The sequence below is a fragment of the Desulfotalea psychrophila LSv54 genome, from assembly GCF_000025945.1.
Taxonomy (GTDB): domain Bacteria; phylum Desulfobacterota; class Desulfobulbia; order Desulfobulbales; family Desulfocapsaceae; genus Desulfotalea; species Desulfotalea psychrophila.
Genome location: NC_006138.1, coordinates 374,809 through 399,712, shown reverse-complemented (window position 1 = coordinate 399,712; position 24,904 = coordinate 374,809). Strand labels below are relative to the sequence as shown.

Sequence of the window (24,904 nt, the reverse complement as noted above, 5' to 3'; positions counted from 1 at the left end):
AATGGAGGTAGTTGTGAAATATTTTAAAATGTTAACGATGTTGATGGTGCTTTTGCTGGCTGGAAGTGCTGTGGCAATGGATATGAAGGGTGAGACCTTTAGCCATAAGGCCACGGTGGATGGTGTTATGGCAGAGTTTGAGGTGATGAGTCTGGCCAGTATGAATATGACCGACCCCGATGGCAATACCCATCATATCATGGCAGTATTTAAGAAAGATGGAAAAAATATGACCGGCCTTGTTGGTAAGGTAAAGGTCATCTCCCCATCTAAGAAGAGTCAGGTCCTTAATCTTGACAGCTATCCCGGTGGTAATTACGCCGCAAAATTTGTTGTTGATGAGATGGGGGACTGGGGTGTGATCTGTCAGTTTAAGGATGAGGCCGGTGTTCATACCGTCAAATTCTGGTATCCTTATCATAAAATGTAGTGAGCTCTTCCCTGCTCGAAAAATGGGTGGGGACTATCCCCTCCTCACCCCCTCCCCATCTGTTTGAGACTTCCTTTTAAGAGAGGGCAAATATGCGCATGAAAACACTCCAGCAACGGACAGCGATCTTAGTTTTGTTGCCAACATTTTTGTTACTCATAGGCATGGGTTGGGGTGGTTACATATTTACCCGGCAGAGCCTGATGACGCTGTGGAGTGAAACAGCAATAGCCAATTTACAGAGGGCAGCCCATCTCATAGATATGCGAATTTCTCAGCCAAAGAGCCTGCTTTGGGCCCTTGAACATAGCTCAAGAAGTTCGACCTTTCAATTCACCCTTGATCAGTTAAGGGAGTTAGAGGGTGTCGATAATGTCAGGGTTGAGGGGGAGAGTGTTTTTGCTCGTCATAGGGGGCCTTCACGCATGGGTCTTATGGGGGGGATGGACCGGAGTGGTGAACTCTTGGACTTTGCAGATCCCGTTTATCGCTGGGACTTAGCACCTTCAACTATTTCCATCATCATGGATTTTTCCAAACCGGAAGGGGAAAAGCTTGGAAATATTCGAGTAGACATTGGTATTACAGATTTGATGAGACGGTTGAAGGAGATGGATCGATGGGTAAGTAATAGTGTTTTTCTTATTGATGGGCAAGGGAATGTGGTTGCTCACTCCGGCTCAATGAGTCAGTCCCCTGATATTGTGGCTAATAGGCGTTTTGGCAGTGGTAAGCTGCTTGAAAGGGAAACATTTTCTCTGCTTCAGCAGGAACTCTATGGCACCGTTTTTGGCGAGGGGAATCCGCCGAAAGAAATTGCCGGTTTTTATCAGTTGAGTGACTTACCCCTCTCTCTGGTTGTTATTGCTCCAGGGGAAGAAATGCTCCAGCCTGTTGTCAGATTCAGTTTTTTTTATATTTTAGCATTTACCCTCTCTCTTTTGCTTATTCTTGCCTTTATCAGATCTGCAACCGCTCAAATAACCGATGCCGTTAAGAGTTTGTCTGGAGCTGCCGAGAATCTGGCTAATGGTGTTTTTGGAGAGGTCTTGCCGGTTAAATCCGATGATGAGATCGGTGAGCTCACTAAAAATTTCAATAAGATGACTCGCCAGTTGCGACAGGGTTTAGAGTTGCAAAAAGCCATGGAAATTGCGCGGGAAGTCCAGCAGACCCTTCTGCCAGACTCCCGATACAGCGATGAGGCTCTGACCATTTTTGCTTCAACTCATTACTGTAATGAAACCGGTGGAGATTTTTATGATCTGATTTTTTTCGATGAGGATGGCACAAGGGTCGGGGCAATAGTAGGGGATGTCGTAGGTCATGGTATAGGGGCGGCATTACTGATGGCAACTATCCGCGCTATGTTAAGAACCAGAAGTGAGCAATCGGGGCGCCTGGATGAAATTATGAATGATGTAAACCGGGTACTGTGCCGTGATACGGTGGCATCATCAAACTTCGTGACCCTGTTCTATCTCATTGTCGACAAGAACCTCGGCGAGATTAGCTGGGTCAGGGCCGGGCATGATCCAGCCTGGCTCTACACCCCTGAGAGTGATATCTTTGCAGAGTTGAAGGGGGCCGGTATCGCCATGGGAGTGGCAGAATCCTTTCGCTATCACTGTAATACCATAGATATGCTCCCGCAAAAACAGCTGCTTGTTATTGGCAGTGATGGTGCTTGGGAGGCCCAGAATGCCCTTGGCGAAATGTTTGGTAAGGATCGGGTGAAAGATGTTTTATCGGCCCACAAGGATGAGAGCCCTGAGGAAATTACAGAGGCAATAAACGGTGAAATAGGGCTGTTTATGGATGGGATAGCCCCTCAAGATGACATCACCTTTATTGTGATGAGTTTAACGCGAAGTGTTGATCTTTGAGGGAAAGGTGAGAAACAATGTTTTTCAAAATCAATGCCTTATACGAAGTCCTGTTTCGTGGGGCAGAGATATTGTCAAGCTGAACTGCTTTTTATGACGGACCTTGCAAGGGCAATAAATTTTTCCCCTTTTAATAGAGGCGTAACAGTAGAGGCTCTTTTCTATTTTTCTCTGTGATCTCATGCAGGTCCAATCTATTAAGAAAATAACTTTTTAGTTAGAGGTCGGAGCAAACCTTTTGTGCCAAATTCTTTGCGCTTGTCGTTTTAATTTAATCCCATTAAAATATAGTAAAATTTTGTAACTGCCGTGGCCTTAAGGCATTATCTGTTAACAGGGAGAATTAATTACATGGGCAAGAATTTTTGTAGAAAATATCTGTCTGTTATCATTGTGCTATTTCCTCTTTTTATTTCCGGATGTTTCGTTAAAGATTTTGGTAATACGCTCACCCATTCTGTAAAGGGAGATTATTATCTCTCAAGCAAAAAGTACAGAGCCGGGCAGGAGAGTTTTAGGGAGGAGGTGAGGGAAAACCCGCAAAGTGCCAGTGCAAATTATTATTATGGCCGTTTTCTTCTCCAGAATGGAAAAGCCAAGAACTCATTGAAATATTTTAATAAGTCCTGCCTCATTAATGAGAATAAGGCGGAGTATTATTTCTGGCGAGCTATGGCCTTTGCCGATCTTGGCCAAAATAAAAATGAAGCAGCTGATTATCGCAGGGCACTTAAGCGTGACCCCCGTTATCTTCAGGCATTAACATATCTTGGCCATAATTTATTTGAACGTAAAAAATATTCAGAGGCCCTTCCCTTTTATTCCCGGGCCATTGCCATATGGCCTAAGAGTCCTGTTGCCCTCTATAACCGGGCCTTTATTTTGAAAAAGCTGCATCGAATTCCTGAAGAGGAGTTGGCCTGGCAGGAATATTTGCGTTTTCATGCCAATGGAGATCTTGGCAAAGAGGCTACTGATAATCTTAATTTGTTAAGAAATTATAGTTTTAGAAATTATTATCTTGGTGCCAGGACGGTGACAGTGGCCAGGATAAGATGGCAGCCATTTTCTGCAGTTTTAACGGCGGAAGGCCTACAGTCATTGCAGTCAATAGGAGAGATTAGTTCTCGTATGGATGGTGCTGTTTTACAGGTGGTGACCTATCAAAAGAATAATTTATCCCTTGCCAAACAACGTGCCCTCTCTATTAAGAGGTATCTGCTCAAGAAGTTCCCCGCATTGTCCCGGGGGAAGGTTAAACTCAGTTGGTTTGCCACTCCACAGTATATAAAGGTAAGGGGTAGGAGACTTCGTATCGATGAATCGGTTAATTTCTTTACTACCAGGGATTAGTTGGTCGTCTTATAGGGATATTGAATCACTATTAGCTGGATTCCGGGTAATAAAAAATAGTCTGTCTTGATAAAATTTAAATAAGGGTGTGTTTGTGAAACGGGTAAATCGATTATGTAAATTTTTTGTGATTTCTTTTCTTCTTTTATCACCTCAAATGCTTATAGCAGCAGAGGGAGAGGAGGCGAATCTTGATAATGAGCAACCGAACTATCAAAATGCTGCTCAGGCAGGGCACGCAGCAAATCTTGCCGAGGCTGCGAGTACCACAACGGATGCCGAGGCTATGGCCGCTGCAGAGAGATTGGATGGGGCCAGGGCCGCGTATGACGCCGCTGACCCTGAAGCGCCAGAGGCTCAAGACGCTCTGGAAAATCTTGAGCAGGCTCGTTTGGCCTATGCGGAGGCCATAGCTCATACCACGGGAACCGTTGCAGCGGATATTTATTCCATGCGTATGGAAGATAAAATGGGATGGGGGCAGATAGCCCATGAACTGGGGGTGCATCCCGGTGTCATTGGTCTTGGCCACAGTAAAAAAGGTGGTGCCTCTATTGATCCGGTGGAGGGCGCGGCCTTTGCTCAGTCTAACAGAGGGGCGGGTCCTGGGCAGTTGCGGGATAAAAATTTCAGTAGCGGCTCTCCCGGTGCTAAGGACCATGGTAGTAAGGGCATGGGAAACAGAGGTCAGGATAAGGCAGGTAGGGGCGGTCATGGTGCTCAGGGAAATTCCGGAGGGAACTCTGGTGGCAAGGGTAACGGTGGCGGTAGCGGTGGTGGTAATGGTGGTGGTAATGGTGGTGGTAATGGCGGCGGTAATGGCGGCGGGAAAAAATAGGCCAAATGCGTCTGCCATTAAGGTTTGAACAGGCGCCTCTATGTGGATGTGCTCCCTTTAAGATTCTCTGCCTATGATGATTGGGGGAGCACCTGTTTATTGAGCTATTTTTTTGAGAATGGTCCTGAGCAGGTAGCCACCTCCGGTCAATAGAGTTAAAAAGAAGAAGAGCCATCCGAGGGGAATGAGGGCAAATGGTTCGTGTAAGAAACCTTCGCTGTCAATGCTGGAGCCAATAATCCTATAGGAAATCATGCAGGTAATGGACGCTAAAAGCAGGAGAGCGCATAGGGTTTTGGAAAAGATTATCTTTATCATTTTTTACCTTCTGTTTCAGTAGAACTGGCGCCACTGTTTTTTGATGAGATGTCATGGAAACTGTCTGCCATGGCCAGAAAGGCCTCGGTGACATATGGGTCAAACTGCTTACCCTTTTCTCTTATAATTTCAGCCACTGAATCTGCATGGGGGTAGGCCTCTTTGTAGGCCCTCTTGCTTCTGAGCGCATCATAGACATCGGCCAGGGCCACAATCCTGGCGGCAAGGGGGATTGCTGCACCCCGCAGGCCATTGGGGTAGCCTGCGCCGTCCCATCTTTCGTGGTGATAGAGTGCGATATCTGCAGCCAGTGCCAGATAGCTGTCCCTGTTGAAATATTCTGAAAACTCTACATTCGCCCTGTTGAGTACCTCGCCTGCAATCACGGTATGTGTTTTTACTAAATCATACTCAGCATTTGTCAGTTTGCCAGGCTTTTCCAGTATTGTTTTCGGAATAGCCACCTCTCCGATATCGTGGAGAAGCAATGCCCGTATGATATTATCTGTATAGTGCGGGCGCTTGTCGAAATATTTGGCATAGGGGGAGTTTTTGCTCAGGTATGAGGTAAGAAGAGCCACATATCTCTGGATTCTGGCCAGATGTCCATCGGTATCTTTATTATGGTACTCTGCCAAAACGGCCATGGCCTCCATTGAAACTTTCTTGTTAATCTCAATTTCACGCGTCTGGACGGAGACCCTGTTTTCCAGTTTATGCTGAGACCGTAGGAGGGCTTTTTCCGTCATTAGCCGTTGATTGACGGCTTTGCTCATTCTCAAAAGCATAAGGACAGCAAAGAAGAGGAAAAACGTGGAGATGGTATACATAATCCGGGAGGATCTGTGCAGAGATTTTTCCAGGTTGCTCATGGCTGCCGTGATGTCATAGTGTACTTCAACTGCCCCTGCAAATTTTCCATCCTGCAGTAGCGGGATATACATATCCGCCATATCTCTTTGGGGCAGATCGTGTTCTGCCGTTATGGTCTGGGATTTAACAATGGTGGAGTAGATATTTCCCTTGGCGACGATATTTGCAAAATATGGACTGTGATTTATTTTACCTATCTCCCCCTCTAGGGTGGAAAAAAATATTTCTCCTGATTTGGAAAGGGCGGTGATTTTTTCTATCTGGAAATCTTTCTGGCTCTTCTGGGCAATCTGCTTTGTTTGCGTTGTCAGAGATTCCTTGTTAAAGACTTCGGCAGCTGAGAATGCCGAAGAACCTATATGGGTGACTACCCGTTGGGCGTTTTCTTCGGTAGTTGATATAAGCTGTTTGGTGAAGGCGGGTCGCAGGAAGAAGGTGTTGTAGGCCGGCGGCAGGGCTGCTATGGCAAAGCATAAGAGGAAAATGTTTCTCAGTTTCGAGGTGTGAAAAATTCTGGAGATATTGTTTTTCATAAGCTTTTTCAAATTGTTTTCATGGCAGATTTACTCCTTACCGGGGGAGCCTTTTCTCTCCCAAGCACGAAGTATGCCTGAAAATATGCTTAAAACACAGTTTCTTGATCAAGTCAATTGTCTATTTGGGTTTTCCCTCATTGCTACCATAGGCTGTCTCTTGCCTCATGGTGAGCCAACACCTCATCTCTCCTATGCCTTTGCTGAGATGTTACTGTTGTTTTTCGACGAAATTTCACAGAAACTGTCTGCCATGCTGAGAAAGGCCTCGGTGACACAGGGGTCAAACTGCTTACCCTTTTCTTTTATAATTTCAGCCACTGAATCTGCGTGGGAGTAGGCCTCTTTGTAGGCCCTCTTGCTTCTCAGGACGTCATAGACATCGGCTAGGGACGCAATCCTGGCGGCCAGGGGGATCTCAGTTTCCTGTAGACCATGGGGGTAGCCTGTGCCGTCCCATCTTTCGTGGTGATAGAGAGCGATATCTGCAGCCAGTGCCAGATAGCTATCTTTATTGAAGTACTCTGAAAATTCTATATTGGCCCTGTTCAGTACCTCACCTGCAACTACGGTGTGTGTTTTTACCAGATCATACTCCTCTTTTGTCAGCTTTCCCGGTTTTTCCAGTATTTTTCTTGGAATAACCACCTTGCCGATATCGTGGAGAAGCGATGCCTGAATGATATTATCTGTATAGTGCGGGTGATCGTGCAGGTACTTGGCGTAGGGAGAGTTTCTCATCAGGGATGCGGTGAGAATTGCTACATATTCCTGGATCCTGGCCAGATGTCCTCCTGTGTCGGCATTATAGTATTCTGCCAAAACGGCCATGGCCTCTATTGAGATTTTCTTGTTAACCTCTATCTCACGCATCTGGACGGAGACCCTGTTCTCCAGCTTCTGCTGAGAGAGGAGGAGGGATTTTTCCGTCATCACCCGTTGGCTGACGGCCCTGCTTATTCTCAGAAGCATAAGGACGGCAAGGAAGAGGAAAATCGTGGACATGGTATGCATGATGAGGGAGGATCTGTGCAGACGTTTTTCCAGCGTTCTCTTAGGTGTTGTGATGTCATAGTATATTTCAACTGCTCCCGCAAATTTCCCGTCCTGCAGCACCGGAATATAGATATCCGCCATATTTCTTTTTGCCGGGAGATCCTCTGCGGTCACGGTCTGGGATTTAACAATGGTAGAGTAGATATTTCCCCTGGCGACGACATCTGAAAAGTATGGACTGTGATTTGTTTTACCTATCTCCTCCTCATGGGTGGAGAAAAATATTTCCCCTGATCTGGAGAAGGCGGTGATTTTTTCTATCTGGAAATCTTTCTGGGTTCTTTGGGCAATCTGGCCTGTCTGCGCTGTTAGAGAGTCCCTGTTAAACAGGGTGGCATTTGAAAATGCCGAAGAACCCATATGGGTGACTACCCGTTGGGCGTTCTCTTCGGTATTCGATATAAGCTGTTCGGTGAAGGCGGGTAGTAGGAAGAATGTGTTGTAGGCGGGCGGTAGGGCTGCTATGGCAAAGCATAATAGGAAGATATTTCTTAGCTTCGAGGTGTGGAAAATTCTGGAGATATTGTCTTTCATAGCTCTTCAAGATTGTTTCGGGACACATTTTTCCTTGCCGGGGGGGGGCATTCCCATGCACGGAGTATATCTAAAAATATATTTAAAACACAGTTACTTAATCAAGTCAAATATCTATTGGCTTTTTCTTCATCCCTGTTGGGAGGTAATCTATCTCTTTAATGAGAGCAGGTGCTATTTCACTGATAAGGAGTTATTTTCTTGAAAGAAGACATAGGTTTTACGATGTATTTCCGTATTGTGTGTGGCGTTGGGGCAGTGAGCTGCCTTGGGGATTAAGAGGATTTTGGAGCTGGCCAGGGCCTGCCATGGGCAGAGATGGTTGGAAGGGGATGGGGCATTATCGCTGCCTCTAATGTCTTTACACCATGTATCAAATCGTTACATAGAGGGCAGTCCGTTTTTTTGTTGTAATATTACCCAAATATACTAATATATTAGTATATGAGGCGTTTTTCATTTCTGAAAAACGGACCGGTTAATAACCGGCGAAATAAAATTAACAGGAGGTCGTATGCAGGCAGAGATTAGAGAAATTTTAGATTTTTTAGAGACGTATTTTGTTATGCTTTATGAAGGTGATGCTGAAACCATGGAGAAGGTTTTTCACAAAGATGCTCATATCTCCTTTGTTGATAATGGCGAGGTAGTTATTGCAGATCGTGAGGTCTTAAAGGGGCGTATTGCCAGTCGTGTTTCTTCTAAAAAGGCTGGGGTAGCTCGTGAAGATAACGTTTTGACAATTGATTTTATCAATAAAAACTATGCAATGGTTAAGGTTAACCTTGTCATTGTGGATAAGCTCTTTACAGATTACCTCTCCCTTATTAAGAACAATGGCCAGTGGATTATTGTCTCTAAGACATTTCAGGCAGAGCCTCTTGTCTAGATAAGTTGAGTTCTCTCCCCTTATCTTGAGACTCAAAAGGCCCCTCTGGTTACTCCAAAGGGGCCTTCTTGACGGTTAACCAGGTTAAGGACAAGCCTCTACACGCGCTGTTATCCCTGACCTGCCTAAAAGTTTTCGACACTAGATAACGGTAACATTCGCAGCAGCAGGACCCTTGGGGCCTTGTTCAATGTCGAAAGTTACACGTGCACCTTCTTCGAGGGTTTTAAAGCCACTAGCATTGATGCTGGTGTGATGTACGAAAAGGTCATCTCCACCTTCTTGCTCGATAAAACCAAAACCCTTAGCGTCGTTAAACCACTTCACAGTTCCTTCAGCCATGATAAATCTCTTTAATAAAGTTTGTGCTCCGGACTTGAGGAAAGACCTGCCCTACTGATGCTATTAACATCTAGTGTGACAGCTCCTTGCCATTTGCAGTCCTGAAACAGAGTGCGTCCTTGAAACAAGAACAATTGACATAAAACAGTAACTACCCCCCCATCTACTTAAGAGGTACTTCTATTGTCTCACTTTTTCTGTGGAAAAGTAAAAACATTTTTGCAAATTTTGTAGCTTTGGTGAAATTGTTTGGAAATGCTTGGAAAAATCGAAGTGTTATGAGCTTGCTTGCGGGGCTAGTTGGCTGTTGTGAAAATTCTATCTAAATTAATTGCCCTAGGGGGCTGTGCTCAATGAAAAATGTAAAAAATAAGGGCCTGGTCTATTCCACCGAAGTTGGTAAGGTTTGTCCTAAATGTGGTCATCCAGTCAAGGCCTGTCGCTGTAGCCAGGGAAAAACGGTAATAGCCATTGATGGTGTCGTGCGGGTAAGTCGTCAGAGCAAAGGTCGTAAGGGCGCTGGGGTGACCCTTGTTACAGGTCTGCCATTGGTGGAGGCGGATCTAAAGAAATATGCCAAGCAGCTTAAACAAAAATGTGGTTCCGGGGGTACCGTTAAAGGGGGAGTGATAGAAATTCAAGGAGATCATCGAAGCCTGCTCCTGGATTATCTTTTAAGCTCAGGCTATAAGGCTAAATTAGCGGGTGGTTGATCTTTTCCTACAGATTTTTCTATTGAGTCAATACCTGTCAGTTGAGGATCCGTGCCGGGTCTCTTCTTGAGAAGCATATCTTTTGTTTTTTCTTGTTATCTATGGAAATATTCGTTAGGCTATGGCTTGTTTTAGAGATGGTTTTCTTGGTTTTATTCAGTTGTCCCTGTAATTATATAATGGAGGCGCTGTTCAGCTAGGGTGCCGAGGCGGGTACTGTATACCTACTTGATTGGCAGGCTCTGGCCCGGAGAGTAGCCCGGCCTGTGAGTGGCCATGCTATCGGTGCTCAAGAGGCCCTTCATGTCTGCAAAAGCTTATATTTTGTTCGAATACCTGTCGCTGCCTGGATGGTGGGTGTTGAGGGTGCCTGTTTTGATCAGCTTGGAGTGGGCCTTAGTCCTGTGGTGGAGAAGCCGGTTTCCGAGGCTTGCGATCTTGTCCTCCGTTTTTTGTGATATTTCCATGTCTAGATGTGTCTAGATTTTTAAACCTGTGTTTGTTTTTGTAAAATATGGCAACAGTATATAGCCCCTCTTTTGAATATTCTTCCGTGATTATTGATCTTATTGCAAGCATTTCGGAACAGATAGGCCTGATGGGCGAAATCCCAGAGAGTGTAGTGGTCGATGAAATTAAAACTGCCAATAGAGATAGACTTGTTCACTCCTATCTCTCTGTGGAGAAAAATTCCCTCACCCTGGAGCAGGTTGGCGCGATTTTGGAGGGGAATTATATTTCTGAGCTACCTGAAGGGGTTAAGACTCTTTGCAGTACCGTGAATATGTATGATTCTTTTCTAGGTCTTTCTCCTTCCTCGCAAAATGATCTCCTCTTTGTTCATAATCAGTTGATGCAGGGGAGGGTGCCCGACAAGTTGACCGAGGGTAGTACCATGATGGATATATCCTCTCCCATTGATGAGGTCTTTGCCTCTCTGCGTTCCCTGCTTCTCTGGTTAAAGGGGGTGGATATTCATCCACTGCTGGCAAGTTGCCTCATTCATTATGAGCTACTCTGCTTGAAGGCATTTCGTAAGGGTAATCATAATATCGCTCAGTTATGGCAGATCCTTATCTTAAGTAAGTGGCGTAAGACCTTTGCTCTCTTGCCTCTCTCCGCTCTCCTTCTCGATGCTGAATCAGAGTATGACGAGAGGTTTTGGCAGGCAGTGAACTCAGGGCGGGCTACGGTCTTTATAGAATTTATTCTTCGCACCCTTCTTGTGGGGCTGAAGTCGATTGCTCCCTTTTTTGAGTTGCCGGCACCAGAGCCGGTGCCGGCAGTGGCAGAAGCTGAACCCTCTTCTCCTCGGGCACCTGTTTTATCTCAGATAGGTGAACAGGTGAAGATATTGGTACGGGCCGTGGCCACAGATACCAGCCCCTCCTTAGAATTAATGAAGAGATTGGGCTTGAAGCATCGTCCTACATTTCTCTATAATTATCTGCGACCTGCATTGGAGGCAGGAGTTGTGGAGATGATATTTCCGCAAACGCCCCGTTCTCGTAATCAAAAATATCGTTTGACTGCCAGTGGCAGGGATCTGCTGGAGCAAATGTCGGTTATTTAACCAGATGGTTCATTTGGTAAAGAGGAGATTATGAGCCTGCGTAATTTTTTTTTAGCTCTATTTTTTGCTGTTCTTTTCTTTTTTTCCTCTGCCATTGCCTTTGCCGGTTGGCAAGAGGCTCCGGTTGTTTTGATCCTTAACTCTTATCATCAAGGTTTTGGTTGGGGGGATGCCGAGGTCGAGGCTGAGATTGATGTGCTTCGTGAGAATTTTCCTGAGATGTCTCTCTATATTGAGCATATGGATCAGAAACGTTTTCCGGGTGAGGAGGGCGAAAGGCATACTCTTCAGCAGCTGGAATTTAAATTTGCGAAATTTTCACCGGATATAATTATCGCAAATGATAATATCGCCTTTGCTTTTGCCCTTCGTCTCAGAGACCTGCTCTGGTCTGATATCCCGATTGTTTTTTCGGGATATAATGGCGATGATAGATTACTCGATTCGCTTGGCTCGGGCGTGACCGGGGTCTTTGAGGAGATAGATGCTGTGGGGACTATCAATATGGCTCTGAAATTACAGCCCGGCATTAAGCATGTCTTTGTGGTGGTCGAGGATACTATTACCGGTAGAGCTGTTTTGACCAATGTCCAACCTAAGTTGCGTCAATTTGGCGACAGACTTAGGTTTGAATATCTGGCCGAGAAGGGCTTGCCAGAAATTCTTGCCCGTCTGCGCCTGGCCTCAGATGAGAGTATTGTTCTCCTCCTCCCCTATGCCACCTCTCAGCCGGGTACCCATATGGATGCTCGATCTCTTGCTGACCTGATTATTGAGACAAGTCCTGTTCCGGTCTATACTCCCTATGATTTTCATCTTGGCTTGGGGGCGCTTGGTGGTTATGTCTTAGAGGGCAAGGAGCAGGGGCAGCTTGCTGCCGAGTTGGCCGTTAAAATTTTGACTACGGGCAATATTCCCGCCCCGGTGAAGGAGGAGTTGCACTTCTCCCCTGTGTTTGATAATGAGGTGCTTAATCGCTTTTCAATAGAGGTAAGCGAACTTCCGCCAGGGAGTGAAGTTATTAATCAGCTTTCTTTGGGCTTCTACGAGCAGAATACCACCTTCATCAATCTTATTGCCCTTATTGCAATTCTTCTTGTCAGTCTCCTGCTGACCCTGCTTATCAATATTCATCTGCAGCGTAATGCGGAGAGAAAATTTGTGGAGATATTTGATGCGACCAGCGAGGCAGTTTTAGTCTGTGATATAGATACGCTTCAGGTGCTTGAATTTAACAGATCCTCGGAACTGCTGTTAGGTGCCGAGGAGCAACTTGTCAAATTGACAGATTTGAGGTGGAATTTTTGCGGAGAAGAGCCCTATGACGATCAGGCCTTTCAGCAGCTAATTGAGAGGACCGTCAGAGATGGGAGCTTGACCGTTGACTGGCAGATGAAACGTTATTCAGGAGAAAAATTTTGGGCAGGAATGACCCTGAATTATATGCAAATAAAGGACGTCGATTGTCTTTTGGTGGTTATCCGCGATGTGGAACAACGTCATCAGTTGGCCGGTGAACTGGAGGCCTATAAGTTTCATCTTGAAGAGTTGGTGGATCAAAAAACTGCTGATCTGCAGCGTTTTCAGCAGGATCTCATTACGGCTAAGGATGAGGCCGAACGGGCGAATCAGGCGAAATCAACCTTTGTAGCCAACATGAGTCATGAGATAAGAACACCCCTTAATGGTGTCTTGGGCCTGGCCCAGTTGCTTGAAAAGACATCTCTTTCAGTGGATCAGAGATCCTATGTCAGACGGATTTTAGATTCTGGACAGCAGCTCTTGACAACGGTGAATGATATACTTGATTTTGCCAAGATGGAGGCGGGGAGGTTGGAAATTGAGGAGAGTGGGTTTAGCTTACACGCCCTGCTTCAACCAGTTATTGATAGCGTTTTTGTCGAAGAGGAGAGTTCTCCTAAGTTTTGTCTGGATGTGGCCCCTGGCATCCCTGAAAATTTGATAGGTGATCGTTTCAGGATCGGTCAGGTTCTGATAAACCTGCTTGGTAATGCCCTGAAATTTACTAAGGAGGGTCATGTTTCTCTGCATGTGGTGTCGATGGGCTTAGGCGAAAAGGGGGTTATTCTCAAATTTTCTATAATTGACACCGGCGTGGGAATTGCCCTGGATGTTCAGAAACAACTCTTTGTCCCATTTACTCAAGCCGATTCTTCGGTGACAAGAAATTATGGTGGAACTGGATTGGGTCTGACCATCTGTAAAAAACTTGTGGTGGCCATGGGGGGGGATATTGGCCTTGAGAGCAGTCCGGGGGCGGGGAGTACCTTTTGGTTCACCCTTGATTTGGGGGTGGGGCAGGAGGGTGACGCCCAGAATACAGAGGCTGTTCAAGTCAATAGCGTGGATCGTAAGAGTCTGCTCGAGGGGCTTAAGATACTCTTGGTTGATGATAATGAGATAAACCTTTATATGATGGAGGCCATTCTTTTGGCCGCAGGTGCGGAGGTGACTCTTGCTGAAAATGGACAGGAGTGTCTCGAAAGACTTGAGGAGAGCTCCTATGATTTGATCTTAATGGATGTGCAGATGCCTGTGTTGGATGGCTATGAGACGACAAGAAGAATCCGCAAAGATGAAAAATATCGGGCGCTGCCCATTATTGCCATAACCGCCAATGCCCTTTCAGATGATATAGAAAAATGTTTTGAGGCAGGGATGAATGACCATGTGGCAAAGCCATTCAAAATAGAGGAATTAGATGCCTCTATTGCCAAATGTCTGTTGGCCTCCCGTAGCTGATGGTTATTTTTTATTCAGGGTGCAGGAAAAGACCCAACTATCTTCGCTGCTTTCCCCTGGTAAAAATCGGTAGCCCTCGGAGGAAAAATTCTTGAGTTTCTCACTGTCTCTGATTTTTTCTTGGACCATAAAGTTTGCCATGGCCCCTCGGGCTCTTTTGGCATAAATCGGGATGGTCCTGGCTCGGCCATCCTTTATCTGCCGGAAGATGATATCTATCATCCTTCCATCTAGTTTTTTCTTTTGTATGACCCTGCTGTACTCGGTGGAACTGAGATTAATCAGGCACCTCTCCCCTTTATCTAACTGTCGATTAATGGTGTCGGTTATTTTCTCTCCCCAGAATTGATACATCTGAGTGCCCGAATGGGTTGCGAGCTTCAGACCCATTTCTAAACGGTGTTTTTGCATAAGGTCAAGGGGGCGCAGTATGCCGTAGAGTCCGGAGAGGATGCGGAGATGTTGTTGGGCATAGAACATCTGCTCCTGGTTCCAATCCTCTGCTTTGATCCCATCGTAGGCGTCGCCCTTAAATGTGAAAATTGCCGGGAAACCTCGGCCCTCGCTGCCATTAAAGGCCCTGATATCTCTTAGGGTGTTCTCGGTTAAAATCTTACTGGTTTTCATGAGCAGGGCAATTTCTTTCTCTGTTTTTGCCCGTAGTATTTGGTTTAACTGTCCAGCCTCCTGGAGAAACTCCGGGCAGGTGCTGACCAGATTGGGGCAATTGGGGTATGTCTGTTTCTTGGATGGGGCGAGGATGATAAGCATTGGTCCTCCTGAAGGGTGGTGCAAGGCATGCAAAAAATTAATTGATATAATCCTGCAGGGTGGCAAGGATCTCTTCTGTGGAAACACCGTATTGACTTTCATTGATGGCCCATAGGCCAATTGAGTTGGATGCCGTTTTGTTGAGCTTTGTAGAGAGCCTTTGGGCAGGATGTATTATCTGCATATTGTGTTCTGTGACGGCCCACTTTACGGATTCCTGAACTTGTCTATCGATATACTCTGCTGTCCATTCAGATTGTTCTACAAAGAGACCCTGGAGGATTTTTTGAATATCCGCTGGAAGTTGAGTAAAACGATTCTGGTTCATGACCACGGCAAAGGGGGAGACGATTTGATTGGTAAGGGTAATGAACTTACAGTTGGGGGCAAGATTATTTTCTCTTATGGCCGCAAGGGAGGTGAAGACGCCTTCGATCCTGCCCTTCTCCATGGCCTCTGTCATATCTGCGCCTGCTGTAAGCAAGGGCTTTGTTCCCCATTCTTTGGCAATTTTTCTGGTGGATTCTTTAGGGATTCCCAGGGAGATATTTTTCAGGTCACTGGCGTATTTTATTGGTTTGATGGAGATAAAATTGGACGGTGCGCCGGTGAAGACTGTGAGCAGGGTGGTATTACTGAACTCCTCTTGAGCATATTTCAGCACTAAATCACGCATGGCAGCACTTGCTGTCTTGGCATCGGCAAAGCCAAAGGGGAGGGCTATTGAGTTGGTAACAGGGAAGCGGTCAGGTTTGTCAGTGGTACAGAAAATAGCAATATCAGTTGTTCCTGCGATAAGACTATCGTATGGATTTTTTGCAGAGAGAGGGGCAGGGCTGGCGTCGATAATTTTTACCCTGCCTGCTGTTCTCTGCTCTACCTCTGTGCTCCAGTGTTGCATCTGCTGCGAACTGAAATGGCTGACGGCAGCTGAACGTATATATTTTAAGATAATGGTTTGGTCTTTTTTCTCTGAGCAGGACGTGCATAGTAAGATGATTACTGAAATAAAAATATACTGAATGTGTTTCATGTGAACTCCTTGGTCAATTATGTTCGCCCGAAAACATTGTGGTAAACGGAGTCTATGTCAATGAAAAGTTCTTGTGAAGGCAAGTTTTAAGTCGGCAAAATTTATATGACTTGTCGATTTTACTCTGAAATGTGGTGTTTCTTTTAAGGATAACCATGTCCAAAAAAAATGAGGTCTTGGCAGAGGGGGCTGTGATATATCGTTCTCTCTATGGGGAAGTTGCTCTGCTTTCCGCCGGTCTTGTCGGTGCTGCTGCCTACTGCTTTGATAGGCATGGGGCTGAGAGGTCCCATGGCCTCTTATCTGCAAGAGCGCTTTCATGAAGCCTATGATGTGGCCGTTAGCTAGAGCGTTCTTCTTCTCCCTGTAAGTGGTTGGCCCACCAAGTTTAATGCTTGAAGGAAAAAAAGCTTCGAGAAAATAGGGGATGTATATCTGGCAAAGGGAAAGGCAGGTCCTTTCCCTTCGTCGTAGCCATAGCAGGGGGGCAATGGCGTTAAATATCCAGCCTGTGAGAGTGAAGAGGACCAGAAGCGGGATAAATCCGTGGAAAATAGCAGCAGCTGTAATGCCGAAGATGACCCATTTCCAAACCTTCTGCACAATTTTTTTTGTCTCACGTTTGGCAAACAGATGTCGGCCCTGCCAGGAGTTGTTGGGGGGCTCCTGCTACTCTTACAAGAGCTTGTGGCAGCCATAGCCGGGGCGGGAGTCACCACCATGGGAGAGATAAATCGTTCCGCCTTTATCAGGTCAAAGAAAAAGCCTCCTCTTGCACCTGCGGATATAGCCACTATCAGGTAGGCAATCATAAATTTTATGCCAAGTACCGACCCAAGCAGAACAATGGCTACCTCATTGATAATAGGTGAGGTGATGAGAAAGGCCACTGTGATACCTACGGGGATGCGGGCAGCGGTAAAACCCAGAAAGAGAGGGATGCTGTTGCAGCTGCAAAATGGAGTTATAGAACCAAAAAAAAGCAGCAAGAAGGTAGGCGATAAAACGGTTCTTGCTCTGGATGTAGTCACACACCCTGTCCATATCAAGAGATGCTCTAGCAAGGCTTGCCAGAGAGATGATGATGACGATCAGAACTAGGATCTTGCTGACATCGTATATAAAAAAGTGGACACTTTCGGTGCGCTGCTACCCCTGCTCCAGACCGAGAAGGTTGGAAGTGATCCAGTCGGCAAGTATTTAAAATATATGAAAAAGACTGTTTATGTTCTGTCCTTATTTATGTTGATGAAAACCTGGTGACAGGTTGATAACTCTATTACTTCTGTCGATCAGAATAGGTGGGAGTGCTCTTGTTTTTTTAGAGGTTATTCTCTGCTTGACGCTTGGTGGAATAGCCAAATGTTTTCTCATGTCAAGTTTTTGTAGTAATGAAGAAGGTGAGGGCATGGCAGGAGTAGTGAGTGGTGGTTTGTTATCGTCACTTTTGGTCTGCCGTTGTTAGGATATAGGGTAGGTGATTGTCAAATATGGTGGAGCTTTTTTTTGCCTTATGGTGTGATTCATTTTTGCATTGTTTCTTCTGCTCGTGCGTAGTAGTTTATCGCCTTAGTAAACTTTTGCAAAGGAAGTAACATGGAAACAATTAATTGGGCGACCACCTTCTCATCCCTTGAGAAACATGTGGCGGTTTGTACCTGTCGTGGGGCGCAGTGGGTTATTGAACGGGCAAACAATAACTTCTGTGAGGCGTTTAAAAATGATAAGGGCGGACTGGAGGGTCAGTCTTTTTTAAAGTGTTGTACCCGACTTGATCTCTTTGCTGTTGCAGGGAGTTTGGTTGAGGCTTCAGAGGGATTTCTGGTCCCCTATTATCATGAGGATCAGGTTTTTGCTCTCACCTGGTTTTGGTTGGATGTAGCCACAAAAACCAGAAGTGTCTTTGCCTATTCGATGCCAATGCAGCATCTGGGTCAGGATGCCATTATTGAATTTCAAGAGCTTGATATCCTTTTTGAATCTATGCACGACGGTGTTTGGGTTATTGATGGTGATGGAATTACATTGCGAGTGAACAAGGCAATGGAGCGTATTGCCGGAGTCCGGGCCGAAGATGTTATTGGTAAGCATGTAACGGCTGCGGTGGAAATGGGACTTACCACCACCTGTATTACCCTTAAGGCCTTAGAGACTAAGAAACCCCAGACTAGATTTGATGATTATTCAAATGGTATAAGGTGCTTAAATACAAGTACCCCCATTTTTGATGACGATGGACGTGTCTGGCGTGTTATTGCCTGTATTCGTGATATCAGTGAACTGGAAGATCTGGAAAGAAAGCTGAATAAGGCCGAGATGGAGGCTAAACTCTACCGTGACCGTCTACGTTCCCTTGAAACTCCGGGCGAATATCTGGGGACCAGTCTTGCAACCCGTCAGTTGGAAAAAGATGTACAGAAATCGGCCAATGTAGATGCCCCTGTTCTGCTTCTCGGTGAGACAGGTACCGGCAAGACAATGACTGCGACGAATATCCATAGTCGAAGTGTGCGTCGCGATAAACCATTTGTGACCCTGAACTGTGGTGCTATTCCGGCGGATCTTCTTGAGGCGGAGCTTTTCGGTTATGAATCCGGGGCGTTTTCCGGTGCATCGGAGAAGGGAAAGCCGGGCATGTTTGAGCTTGCCGATGGCGGAATTCTTTTTCTTGATGAGATCGGTGAATTGCCACTGCATATGCAGGTAAAAATTCTTCATGTGCTTGATGGCTCAGGCTACCGTCGTTTGGGCGGGACAAAGTTGCATATGCCCAATGTCCGAATCGTTGCTGCGACCAATCAATCTCTTGAAAATTTGATTGAAGCAGGACGGTTTCGTGAAGATCTTTACTATCGCCTGCGGGTTATTGTGGTTAATATTCCACCCTTGCGAGAGCGAGTCGAAGATATTCCTCTGCTGGTGGCGCATTTTCTTGGTCGTGCTAATAAAAAATATGGTCTCTACAAGAGCATGGCTCCCGAGGTACTGGATGCCCTGGTGGCACATCCCTGGCCGGGCAATGTTCGGGAGTTGCGGGCAACGATTCAACTGCTTGCCGCCATGAGTGATTCAGATCTTATTAAAATCACCGATGTACCAGGTTGTCTCTGTATTGCCTCTAATAAGGAGTCTGTTCATCCGCTTCCTCGCCAATCTCTGAAGGATGCCGTGGAGGATTTAGAGATTCGCCTGATAGGTAATGCCCTCTTGGAGTGTAAGAGTACCTATAAGGCGGCAAAGGTCCTCGGGGTGAGCCAGTCTACCGTGGTTCGCAAGGCGCAACGGTACAATATTACAAGTGCTCATTCCTGCGAAGAGTAGTTCTCCCCTTTCTTTCATATCCTCTTAATCGGAGTAGAAAATCTTACTCCGATTGATTTCTTAAAAAAAATCTTCTTGTTGCTATTACCCCTCTCTTGCGATATCATTTTCTTAGTTTGTTAGGTTTATTCGGGCATTTAGTATAAACGCTATTCCGCCAGTATTCTCTTATAATTTATTAAATGTTTGTCAACGTTATGGGGTGGAGCATGTTTAGAAAAAGCTTTCTTCGTTTGTTGTTAACTCTTTTTTGCATTATTCCGGTGGGGGCAGTTGCCGGGGAAAGTGCCACCATTTCCGGTGCCTGGCTTGCCAATGGTTATCAACAAATATTTGTCTCTGCGCCTATTAAGTTGTATCAGTTTGACCTTTCAGGCCATGTCAGTATGACTCAGGGTATTGCGGGAGAACTTGATTTCTGGTCCCAATGTGTTGGGATCGGTACCTCTCCTGAGGATATTGAGGCTCGTTGTCTCTGGCAGGATCTCGATGGCGGCAGCATTATTTTACAGCTGCGTGGACAGAGTCTGCAGGAGGGGGTTGAGGTAGCAGGTAATATTGTCGGTGGTGCAGGGAAGTATGCAGGCATAACCGGAACAGTGGCCTTTACCTGGTCCGCTCTCTCTTTTGGCAGGGAAGAGGGAAGAACCGTGTTAACAGGGCATACCACGAATTTAGGCGGAGAGTATACAATTCCCTAGTTTCTTTACCATAAAACAGAATCCTATTGGAGATACATTATGTGGGCTATAGAACTCGCTGTTGTACTGCTGTTTATCTGGTTTGGAGCAAGGATGGGTAGCATAGGTATTGGCTTTGCCGGTGGCTTTGGTGTTTTGGTACTTGCCCTTGTCTTTCAGATTCCTCCAGGGGATATGCCCATAGATGTGATTATGATTATCATGGCCGTTATTGCTGCCATTGCGGCTATGCAGGAGGCTGGTGGTCTTGATTATCTTGTCTCTATTGCCGAGAGGGTTTTGCGAGCGAATCCCAAATATATCACCTTTCTTGCTCCCATTGTTACCTATACCATGACCCTGTTTGCCGGTACGGGCCATACTGCTTTTTCAACCCTGCCGGTTATCGCTGAAGTGGCTAAGCGGGCTGGTGTCCGTCCCTCCAGGCCACTTGCCATCGCCACCGTTGCCTCCCAGATAGCAGTAACAGCTTCGCCTATTTCAGCCGCCGTGGTTTTCTTTGCTGCTGAACTGGGTAAGCATGGTGTTGATTATATACATCTTCTTCTTATCTGTATTCCCAGTACCTTTCTTGCCGTTATGGTCGGTGCCTTCGTCACAAATTTTTTGGGTAAGGAGCTGGCCGATGATCCCATATATCAGGAGCGTCTTCGTAAGGGTCAGGTAAGTCAGGTAACGGAGGAAGAGGCTGCCAGAGAGAGTTCGCATGCGGCAAAACGTTCTGTTCTTATCTTTGCCATAACTATTTTCTGTGTCGTTGCCTATGCTATTGGCATCAGTCCTACGGTTGGCCTGGTTGCTCAGCCTGTCTTACCGGTAAACAATGCCATTATTGCCTTTATGCTAACGGCGGCCTCTTTTATCACCTTTTTTTGCAAGATAGAGGCAAAAAATATTCTTAACGTTTCGACCTTTAAGTCGGGAATGAGTGCCTGTGTCTGTGTACTTGGGGTGGCCTGGCTTGGCACGACCTTTGTTGCAGCTCATATGGAAGAGATTCATATGACTGCGGGCAATTTACTACGATCTTACCCATGGCTTCTCTCTGTAGTGCTCTTTGTGGCATCTACCCTGCTCTACTCGCAGGCGGCGACAACCAGGGCCCTGATGCCCGTAGCTCTTACTCTGGGGGTGAGCCCGCTGACCGCGATTGCCTCTTTTGCTGCGGTCAGTGCTCTTTTTGTTCTGCCAACCTATCCAACCCTTATTGCCGCCGTGGAGTTTGATGACACAGGAACCACCCGGATTGGTAAATATGTTTTTAATCACTCTTTTATAATACCCGGCCTGGTCACAATTGCCTCTGCCGTTGTGTTTGCCTCTCTTTTTGGCAGGCTGTTTCTTTAATATAGGGCCGCATATCAATCAACTTTTTGGAGGATATTATGAAGTTAGATGAAAATACTCTTAAGCAGGCAGCGCTGACGGCGGGAATTGAAGAGGTAGATTTACAGACATTTTTTGCTCAGGGTGAGCGTATAGAGTATGCAGCCGGTGATTGGCTCTTTCAGGAATCAACTCCTAGAAACTGGGCAGGAATTATTCTTGCCGGAGAGATTCAGCTTGTTCGTGGCCTGCATGGTAGCTCTCACCGTGTTGGTACCGTTTCTGCGGGAGGATTGATATCCGAGGGTGTCTTTATTGATCAGGATTCCCATGCCAATGGAGGTTATACCCGTTTAGGGGCGGTGGTCTGGCAGGTTTCCCGGGAAAAGATTGATGTTTTCAGAAAGGAGCAACCGGAGATATTTTATCGATTGGTTTCCCGGGTCGCGGTGGCCATCAATAGGCGTATGCGCACACTTTCCGAGCAGCTTTATGGTGAAACCTGTAAAAGACGGACGATGAGCGGTTTTCGCCTGGAACATGATTCCCTGGGACATAGGGAGATTCCCGGTGATGCCTATTATGGGGTGCAAACTCAGAGAGCTATAGAGAATTTTCCGATCTCCGGGGTGCCGGTAAGTAATTTTAGTCATCTCATCGAAGGATTTGCCTTTATTAAGATTGCTGCTGCTCGCGCTAACTTTGAGCTTGGGGTGATGGATGGGGAGAAGATGGAGGCTCTCTGTGGAGCTTGTGTTGAGCTCTTAGAGGGTAAATTGCATGAGCATTTTGCAGTGGATATGTTCCAGGGCGGGGCGGGCACCTCCACCAATATGAATGCCAACGAGGTCATAACCAACCGTGGTCTGGAGCTTATGGGGCATGAGAAGGGAGAGTATCAGTACCTGCATCCCAACGATCATGCCAACTGTTCTCAGTCGACCAACGATACCTATCCCACGGCGGTCAAACTTGCCGTACTGCTCTCGCATCGTAACCTGGCCCGAGGGATGGAGGATCTGAAAAATGCCCTTCTGCAAAAATCCGTTGAGTTTAAGGATGTTTTGAAGATGGGACGAACGGAAAATCAGGATGCGGTGCCCATGACTCTTGGCCAGGAATTTAGTGCCTATGCTGTAATGGTGGGAAGTGCCATGCGTGCCATAGAGGGTGCATCCGAAGAGTTTATGCATATTAATATGGGGGCTACTGCCATTGGCACCGGCATTAACTGTCCTCTAGGCTATGCCGATCTGGTAACTGAAAAGCTTGTTGAGGTGAGTGGCTTTCCCCTGAAAAGAGCAGGAAATCTTGTTGAGGCCACCCAAAATGCGGGTACCTTTGTCCAGATGTCTGCGACCATGAAACGGGCTGCGGTGCAAATTTCAAAGATATGTAATGATCTGCGCTGGCTCTCCTCCGGGCCCCGTTGTGGTCTCAATGAGATAAACCTGCCACCCATGCAGCCAGGCTCTTCCATCATGCCGGGCAAGGTTAATCCTGTTATTCCTGAGGTGGTCAATCAGATCTGCTATCAGGTTATTGGCTACGATACTGTGGTTTCCATGGCCGCCGAGTCCAGTGAGTTGGAGCTCTGTATGGCGGAGCCAATTATTGCCTACGACCTGCTCCACGGTATGATGATTCTTAAAAATGCCTGCGTCACCTTGGCCTCTCGTTGCATCGTCGGTATTGAGGCGAATCGTGACGTCTGTCGTTCCTATGTGGAAAATAGCATTGGTCTTGTTACCGCTTTGGTCCCGGTTATCGGTTATGAGCCGTCTGCTGCCATTGCCAAGGAGGCCCTGAAGACAGGTGGCAGCGTTTATAATCTTGTCCTGGAGAAGGGTCTGCTTACCAAGAAGGAGCTGGATGATATGCTCTCGCCTGAAAAGATGACCGATCCACGGGATATTCCTCAGCACCTCTAGTGGCTCAAAGCTGGGCGGGCAGTTGCCTCGTCTGTCCAGCTATGCCTCTGCTCTCCTGTTCACCGCCCCCTTTCTCTCAGCCTAACTTCCCCCCGTAACCCTGCCTGCCCTCTGTTTGGGCCTGCTTTGAGGAATTGACCTTATTCTGTAAGACCCTGCTTTCTGTGAATATATTTTGGCAAGGGCTGGCATTCATTAAAAATGTTGGTCTTTGTGGGAATATGGTACTCTGGTCACTGCTGTTTGAGGGTGTCCGTGAGAGGAAGGCTTGCGCCTTTTTCCCGTTTTTTCTAATGATTTACTAGGAGATTTTTATGACTGAATTGCTTCTCTCTTCAGAGCAGATGGCTCGTATGGAGGCGACTTATGCAGAGATGGCAGATGCCTATTCCCTGGTGGCGGCTGAGTTAGGATTTAGCTGTGATGGTTGTGCTGATAATTGCTGTGACTCTTATTTTCTCCACCATACCTATGTGGAGTGGGCATATCTCTGGCAGGGGTTCTCTGAGCTGGAAGCGGGGGCGCAGGCCGATATCCTGGGGCGTTGTCGGGACTATGTCGCTGGCTGCCAGATGGCAGAGGCGCGTCAGGAGCGTCCGCAGCTGATGTGTCCTCTTAACCGGGAGGGGCTCTGTGTTCTTTATAAGCACCGCTTGCTTGTTTGCCGCACCCATGGAGTCCCTGCTGTTATGCGCTTTCCCAACGGGCAGATACGTCATTTTCTCGGTTGTTTCCGTTGCCAGGAGATTGTGACCTCACGCTTTGCCGGAACGGAGAGTGCTCCCCATGTTGAGCGCACCCCTCATCTGAGTCAGCTACTTCAGCTTGAAAATGAGCTCTGTCTCTATAAACGGGCCTCTCTGCCCAAGGTAAAGAAAACTATTGCTGAGATGTTGCTTGCGGGCGCACCCAGCTATTAGGCCTGTTTCAGGGAGGTAGTTTTTTTTCAGTTAAAAAAGATCGTGGTCGAGAACCAGTGAGGTGAGGGTGACCATGCCAACCAGGTGACCATTCTCTTCCACGGGGGCGCGGCGCATATTTACCCTGTGTAGCAGACGGATTACATAGCGGATGTCCATATCAGCAGAGACTGAAATGATTGGTTTTGTCATAAGTTCATAGACATTTACCATATCTGCCTCCCGGGCCGGGATCATAACCTCGGTGATAAGGTCCTGGATGCTGATAAGACCGTAGGCATCGTTTTCGTCCCTTTTATTGACGATCAATGAGGAGACCTGATGCTCTTTCATCATATTGGCAGCATCGCGGGCGGTGGCCATGCCATCGATGGTGGGGACCTGTTTGCGCATTACGTCACGGGCTCTGACGAGTTTTTTTTCAATCATCTTGTGACCTCTTAATTGATATTAAAAGTATTTTTTTCGCGCTTCTTCTTTAAATCTTTCTATCTGGCTTTCAAGGCCAATAACCTGGTCCACGGGCAGGACAAAGGCGATGCCTGTGCCTGGTTTGTGAAACTCACCTATGGTACCAATGGCATCGAGTATGGGTTGGAGAACATGTTCTTCTACCAAGAACATGATGATGTCCGTTTGAGCCTCCAGGGAGAGACCAAAAAATGTCTTTGCCTCACGAAGGCCAGTGCCACGGGCAGTGATAATTGTTGCTCCCGTTGCTCCCGCTGCCTTTGCTCCATCAACAACCTTATCTGTGATATCCGATTTAACGGATGCTAGAATAAGTTGAAATCGCATAT

General features: G+C 46.6%; 24 protein-coding genes and 1 pseudogene. 16 read left to right on the top strand and 9 right to left on the bottom strand.

Annotated features, from left to right (window positions below; genetic code table 11):
* Nucleotides 1–13: 13 nt before the first annotated feature.
* The 4 genes from DP_RS01855 (at nucleotide 14) to DP_RS18295 (ending at nucleotide 4,507) form a co-directional block, all read left to right on the top strand.
* On the top strand, nucleotides 14–430 hold the full coding sequence (locus DP_RS01855) for a hypothetical protein (RefSeq protein ID WP_156792182.1): 417 nt from the start codon (nucleotides 14–16) through the stop codon (nucleotides 428–430).
* A gap of 92 nt (nucleotides 431–522) precedes the next feature.
* Complete coding sequence (locus DP_RS01850; RefSeq protein ID WP_011187614.1) at nucleotides 523–2,316, top strand: PP2C family protein-serine/threonine phosphatase; 1,794 nt, start codon at nucleotides 523–525, stop codon at nucleotides 2,314–2,316.
* Nucleotides 2,317–2,667: 351 nt separating this feature from the next.
* On the top strand, nucleotides 2,668–3,669 hold the full coding sequence (locus DP_RS01845; RefSeq protein ID WP_041277504.1) for a tetratricopeptide repeat protein: 1,002 nt from the start codon (nucleotides 2,668–2,670) through the stop codon (nucleotides 3,667–3,669).
* A gap of 157 nt (nucleotides 3,670–3,826) precedes the next feature.
* On the top strand, nucleotides 3,827–4,507 hold the full coding sequence (locus tag DP_RS18295) for an RND family efflux transporter (protein ID WP_162096619.1): 681 nt from the start codon (nucleotides 3,827–3,829) through the stop codon (nucleotides 4,505–4,507).
* A 96-nt stretch (nucleotides 4,508–4,603) separates the two neighbouring features.
* On the opposite strand, the gene DP_RS01835 is transcribed toward DP_RS18295, so the two are convergent.
* From DP_RS01835 to DP_RS16480, 3 genes are all read right to left on the bottom strand, one after another.
* Nucleotides 4,604–4,825, bottom strand: coding sequence for a DUF3955 domain-containing protein (locus DP_RS01835; protein ID WP_011187611.1), 222 nt, complete (start codon nucleotides 4,823–4,825; stop codon nucleotides 4,604–4,606).
* The gene (locus tag DP_RS16485) at nucleotides 4,822–6,231 is read right to left on the bottom strand and encodes an HD-GYP domain-containing protein (RefSeq protein WP_011187610.1); all 1,410 of its coding nucleotides are present in this window, start codon (nucleotides 6,229–6,231) and stop codon (nucleotides 4,822–4,824) included. Before DP_RS16485 ends, DP_RS01835 begins: the two co-directional genes overlap by 4 nt.
* A 192-nt stretch (nucleotides 6,232–6,423) precedes the next feature.
* On the bottom strand, nucleotides 6,424–7,821 hold the full coding sequence (locus DP_RS16480; RefSeq protein WP_011187609.1) for an HD-GYP domain-containing protein: 1,398 nt from the start codon (nucleotides 7,819–7,821) through the stop codon (nucleotides 6,424–6,426).
* 514 nt (nucleotides 7,822–8,335) lie between these two features.
* On the opposite strand from DP_RS16480, the gene DP_RS16475 reads away from it, so the two are divergent.
* The gene (locus tag DP_RS16475; protein WP_011187608.1) at nucleotides 8,336–8,710 is read left to right on the top strand and encodes a nuclear transport factor 2 family protein; all 375 of its coding nucleotides are present in this window, start codon (nucleotides 8,336–8,338) and stop codon (nucleotides 8,708–8,710) included.
* A 141-nt stretch (nucleotides 8,711–8,851) separates the two neighbouring features.
* Here the strand turns inward: DP_RS16475 and DP_RS01810 are convergent, their stop codons facing one another.
* Nucleotides 8,852–9,052 carry a cold-shock protein gene (locus DP_RS01810; RefSeq protein WP_011187607.1) on the bottom strand — a complete coding sequence of 67 codons (201 nt, stop codon included), beginning with the start codon at nucleotides 9,050–9,052 and terminating at the stop codon, nucleotides 8,852–8,854.
* Nucleotides 9,053–9,405: 353 nt separating this feature from the next.
* Between DP_RS01810 and DP_RS01805 the strand changes: the two genes are divergently transcribed.
* The 4 genes and pseudogenes from DP_RS01805 to DP_RS16470 all read left to right on the top strand — a co-directional run bounded on the left by DP_RS01805 (nucleotide 9,406) and on the right by DP_RS16470 (nucleotide 14,101).
* Nucleotides 9,406–9,765, top strand: a complete 360-nt coding sequence (locus DP_RS01805; protein ID WP_011187606.1) for a translation initiation factor Sui1 — start codon at nucleotides 9,406–9,408, stop codon at nucleotides 9,763–9,765.
* 212 nt (nucleotides 9,766–9,977) lie between these two features.
* Nucleotides 9,978–10,223: pseudogene (locus DP_RS01800) on the top strand (hypothetical protein); the annotation flags it as partial.
* 56 nt (nucleotides 10,224–10,279) lie between these two features.
* Nucleotides 10,280–11,338, top strand: coding sequence for a Fic family protein (locus DP_RS01795; RefSeq protein ID WP_011187605.1), 1,059 nt, complete (start codon nucleotides 10,280–10,282; stop codon nucleotides 11,336–11,338).
* A gap of 30 nt (nucleotides 11,339–11,368) precedes the next feature.
* Nucleotides 11,369–14,101 (top strand): response regulator, encoded by a 2,733-nt coding sequence (locus tag DP_RS16470; protein ID WP_011187604.1) that lies wholly within the window; start codon nucleotides 11,369–11,371, stop codon nucleotides 14,099–14,101.
* Nucleotides 14,102–14,104: 3 nt separating this feature from the next.
* Here the strand turns inward: DP_RS16470 and DP_RS01785 are convergent, their stop codons facing one another.
* Nucleotides 14,105–14,872, bottom strand: a complete 768-nt coding sequence (locus tag DP_RS01785; RefSeq protein WP_041277500.1) for a YaaA family protein — start codon at nucleotides 14,870–14,872, stop codon at nucleotides 14,105–14,107.
* Between the two features lie 37 nt (nucleotides 14,873–14,909).
* Nucleotides 14,910–15,905, bottom strand: a complete 996-nt coding sequence (gene dctP, locus DP_RS01780) for a TRAP transporter substrate-binding protein DctP (RefSeq protein WP_011187602.1) — start codon at nucleotides 15,903–15,905, stop codon at nucleotides 14,910–14,912.
* Nucleotides 15,906–16,060: 155 nt separating this feature from the next.
* Here dctP and DP_RS17820 point away from each other — a divergent pair, with 155 nt between their 5' ends.
* Nucleotides 16,061–16,228, top strand: coding sequence for a hypothetical protein (locus DP_RS17820; RefSeq protein WP_156792180.1), 168 nt, complete (start codon nucleotides 16,061–16,063; stop codon nucleotides 16,226–16,228).
* Nucleotides 16,229–16,249: 21 nt separating this feature from the next.
* Here the strand turns inward: DP_RS17820 and DP_RS19090 are convergent, their stop codons facing one another.
* Nucleotides 16,250–16,834: a permease gene (locus DP_RS19090; protein WP_407637890.1), complete on the bottom strand. Its 585-nt coding sequence runs from the start codon at nucleotides 16,832–16,834 to the stop codon at nucleotides 16,250–16,252.
* Here DP_RS19090 and DP_RS18425 point away from each other — a divergent pair.
* From DP_RS18425 to DP_RS01745, 6 genes are all read left to right on the top strand, one after another.
* A complete protein-coding gene (locus tag DP_RS18425; RefSeq protein ID WP_041277498.1) occupies nucleotides 16,752–17,006 on the top strand; it encodes a hypothetical protein in 255 nt (84 codons plus the stop codon). The genes DP_RS19090 and DP_RS18425 overlap by 83 nt on opposite strands.
* A gap of 495 nt (nucleotides 17,007–17,501) precedes the next feature.
* A complete protein-coding gene (locus DP_RS01765; RefSeq protein WP_011187600.1) occupies nucleotides 17,502–19,226 on the top strand; it encodes a sigma-54 interaction domain-containing protein in 1,725 nt (574 codons plus the stop codon).
* 209 nt (nucleotides 19,227–19,435) lie between these two features.
* A complete protein-coding gene (locus DP_RS01760) occupies nucleotides 19,436–19,927 on the top strand; it encodes a hypothetical protein (protein ID WP_041277497.1) in 492 nt (163 codons plus the stop codon).
* Between the two features lie 39 nt (nucleotides 19,928–19,966).
* On the top strand, nucleotides 19,967–21,274 hold the full coding sequence (locus DP_RS01755; RefSeq protein ID WP_011187598.1) for an anaerobic C4-dicarboxylate transporter: 1,308 nt from the start codon (nucleotides 19,967–19,969) through the stop codon (nucleotides 21,272–21,274).
* A gap of 38 nt (nucleotides 21,275–21,312) precedes the next feature.
* Nucleotides 21,313–23,184: an aspartate ammonia-lyase gene (locus DP_RS01750; protein ID WP_156792179.1), complete on the top strand. Its 1,872-nt coding sequence runs from the start codon at nucleotides 21,313–21,315 to the stop codon at nucleotides 23,182–23,184.
* Nucleotides 23,185–23,498: 314 nt separating this feature from the next.
* Nucleotides 23,499–24,104: a hypothetical protein gene (locus DP_RS01745; RefSeq protein WP_011187596.1), complete on the top strand. Its 606-nt coding sequence runs from the start codon at nucleotides 23,499–23,501 to the stop codon at nucleotides 24,102–24,104.
* A gap of 30 nt (nucleotides 24,105–24,134) precedes the next feature.
* Here DP_RS01745 and DP_RS01740 read toward each other — a convergent pair whose 3' ends face one another.
* Nucleotides 24,135–24,533: a CBS domain-containing protein gene (locus tag DP_RS01740; RefSeq protein WP_011187595.1), complete on the bottom strand. Its 399-nt coding sequence runs from the start codon at nucleotides 24,531–24,533 to the stop codon at nucleotides 24,135–24,137.
* A 21-nt stretch (nucleotides 24,534–24,554) separates the two neighbouring features.
* Complete coding sequence (locus DP_RS01735) at nucleotides 24,555–24,902, bottom strand: P-II family nitrogen regulator (RefSeq protein WP_011187594.1); 348 nt, start codon at nucleotides 24,900–24,902, stop codon at nucleotides 24,555–24,557.
* Nucleotides 24,903–24,904: the final 2 nt, after the last annotated feature.

Bases quoted from the DNA above. Each gene is read 5' to 3' on its own strand.
- DP_RS01835 (WP_011187611.1), bottom strand. From the start codon at position 4,825: ATGATAAAGATAATCTTTTCCAAAACCCTATGCGCTCTCCTGCTTTTA.
- DP_RS01805 (WP_011187606.1), top strand. From the start codon at position 9,406: ATGAAAAATGTAAAAAATAAGGGCCTGGTCTATTCCACCGAAGTTGGT.
- DP_RS18425 (WP_041277498.1), top strand. From the start codon at position 16,752: ATGGCTACCTCATTGATAATAGGTGAGGTGATGAGAAAGGCCACTGTG.
- DP_RS01735 (WP_011187594.1), bottom strand. From the start codon at position 24,902: ATGCGATTTCAACTTATTCTAGCATCCGTTAAATCGGATATCACAGAT.
- DP_RS01850 (WP_011187614.1), top strand. From the start codon at position 523: ATGCGCATGAAAACACTCCAGCAACGGACAGCGATCTTAGTTTTGTTG.
- DP_RS17820 (WP_156792180.1), top strand. From the start codon at position 16,061: ATGTCCAAAAAAAATGAGGTCTTGGCAGAGGGGGCTGTGATATATCGT.
- dctP (WP_011187602.1), bottom strand. From the start codon at position 15,905: ATGAAACACATTCAGTATATTTTTATTTCAGTAATCATCTTACTATGC.
- DP_RS16475 (WP_011187608.1), top strand. From the start codon at position 8,336: ATGCAGGCAGAGATTAGAGAAATTTTAGATTTTTTAGAGACGTATTTT.
- DP_RS01760 (WP_041277497.1), top strand. From the start codon at position 19,436: ATGTTTAGAAAAAGCTTTCTTCGTTTGTTGTTAACTCTTTTTTGCATT.
- DP_RS01755 (WP_011187598.1), top strand. From the start codon at position 19,967: ATGTGGGCTATAGAACTCGCTGTTGTACTGCTGTTTATCTGGTTTGGA.
- DP_RS16485 (WP_011187610.1), bottom strand. From the start codon at position 6,231: ATGAAAAACAATATCTCCAGAATTTTTCACACCTCGAAACTGAGAAAC.
- DP_RS16470 (WP_011187604.1), top strand. From the start codon at position 11,369: ATGAGCCTGCGTAATTTTTTTTTAGCTCTATTTTTTGCTGTTCTTTTC.
- DP_RS01745 (WP_011187596.1), top strand. From the start codon at position 23,499: ATGACTGAATTGCTTCTCTCTTCAGAGCAGATGGCTCGTATGGAGGCG.
- DP_RS01765 (WP_011187600.1), top strand. From the start codon at position 17,502: ATGGAAACAATTAATTGGGCGACCACCTTCTCATCCCTTGAGAAACAT.
- DP_RS01750 (WP_156792179.1), top strand. From the start codon at position 21,313: ATGAAGTTAGATGAAAATACTCTTAAGCAGGCAGCGCTGACGGCGGGA.
- DP_RS01810 (WP_011187607.1), bottom strand. From the start codon at position 9,052: ATGGCTGAAGGAACTGTGAAGTGGTTTAACGACGCTAAGGGTTTTGGT.
- DP_RS16480 (WP_011187609.1), bottom strand. From the start codon at position 7,821: ATGAAAGACAATATCTCCAGAATTTTCCACACCTCGAAGCTAAGAAAT.
- DP_RS01740 (WP_011187595.1), bottom strand. From the start codon at position 24,533: ATGATTGAAAAAAAACTCGTCAGAGCCCGTGACGTAATGCGCAAACAG.
- DP_RS18295 (WP_162096619.1), top strand. From the start codon at position 3,827: ATGCTTATAGCAGCAGAGGGAGAGGAGGCGAATCTTGATAATGAGCAA.
- DP_RS01785 (WP_041277500.1), bottom strand. From the start codon at position 14,872: ATGCTTATCATCCTCGCCCCATCCAAGAAACAGACATACCCCAATTGC.
- DP_RS01795 (WP_011187605.1), top strand. From the start codon at position 10,280: ATGGCAACAGTATATAGCCCCTCTTTTGAATATTCTTCCGTGATTATT.
- DP_RS01845 (WP_041277504.1), top strand. From the start codon at position 2,668: ATGGGCAAGAATTTTTGTAGAAAATATCTGTCTGTTATCATTGTGCTA.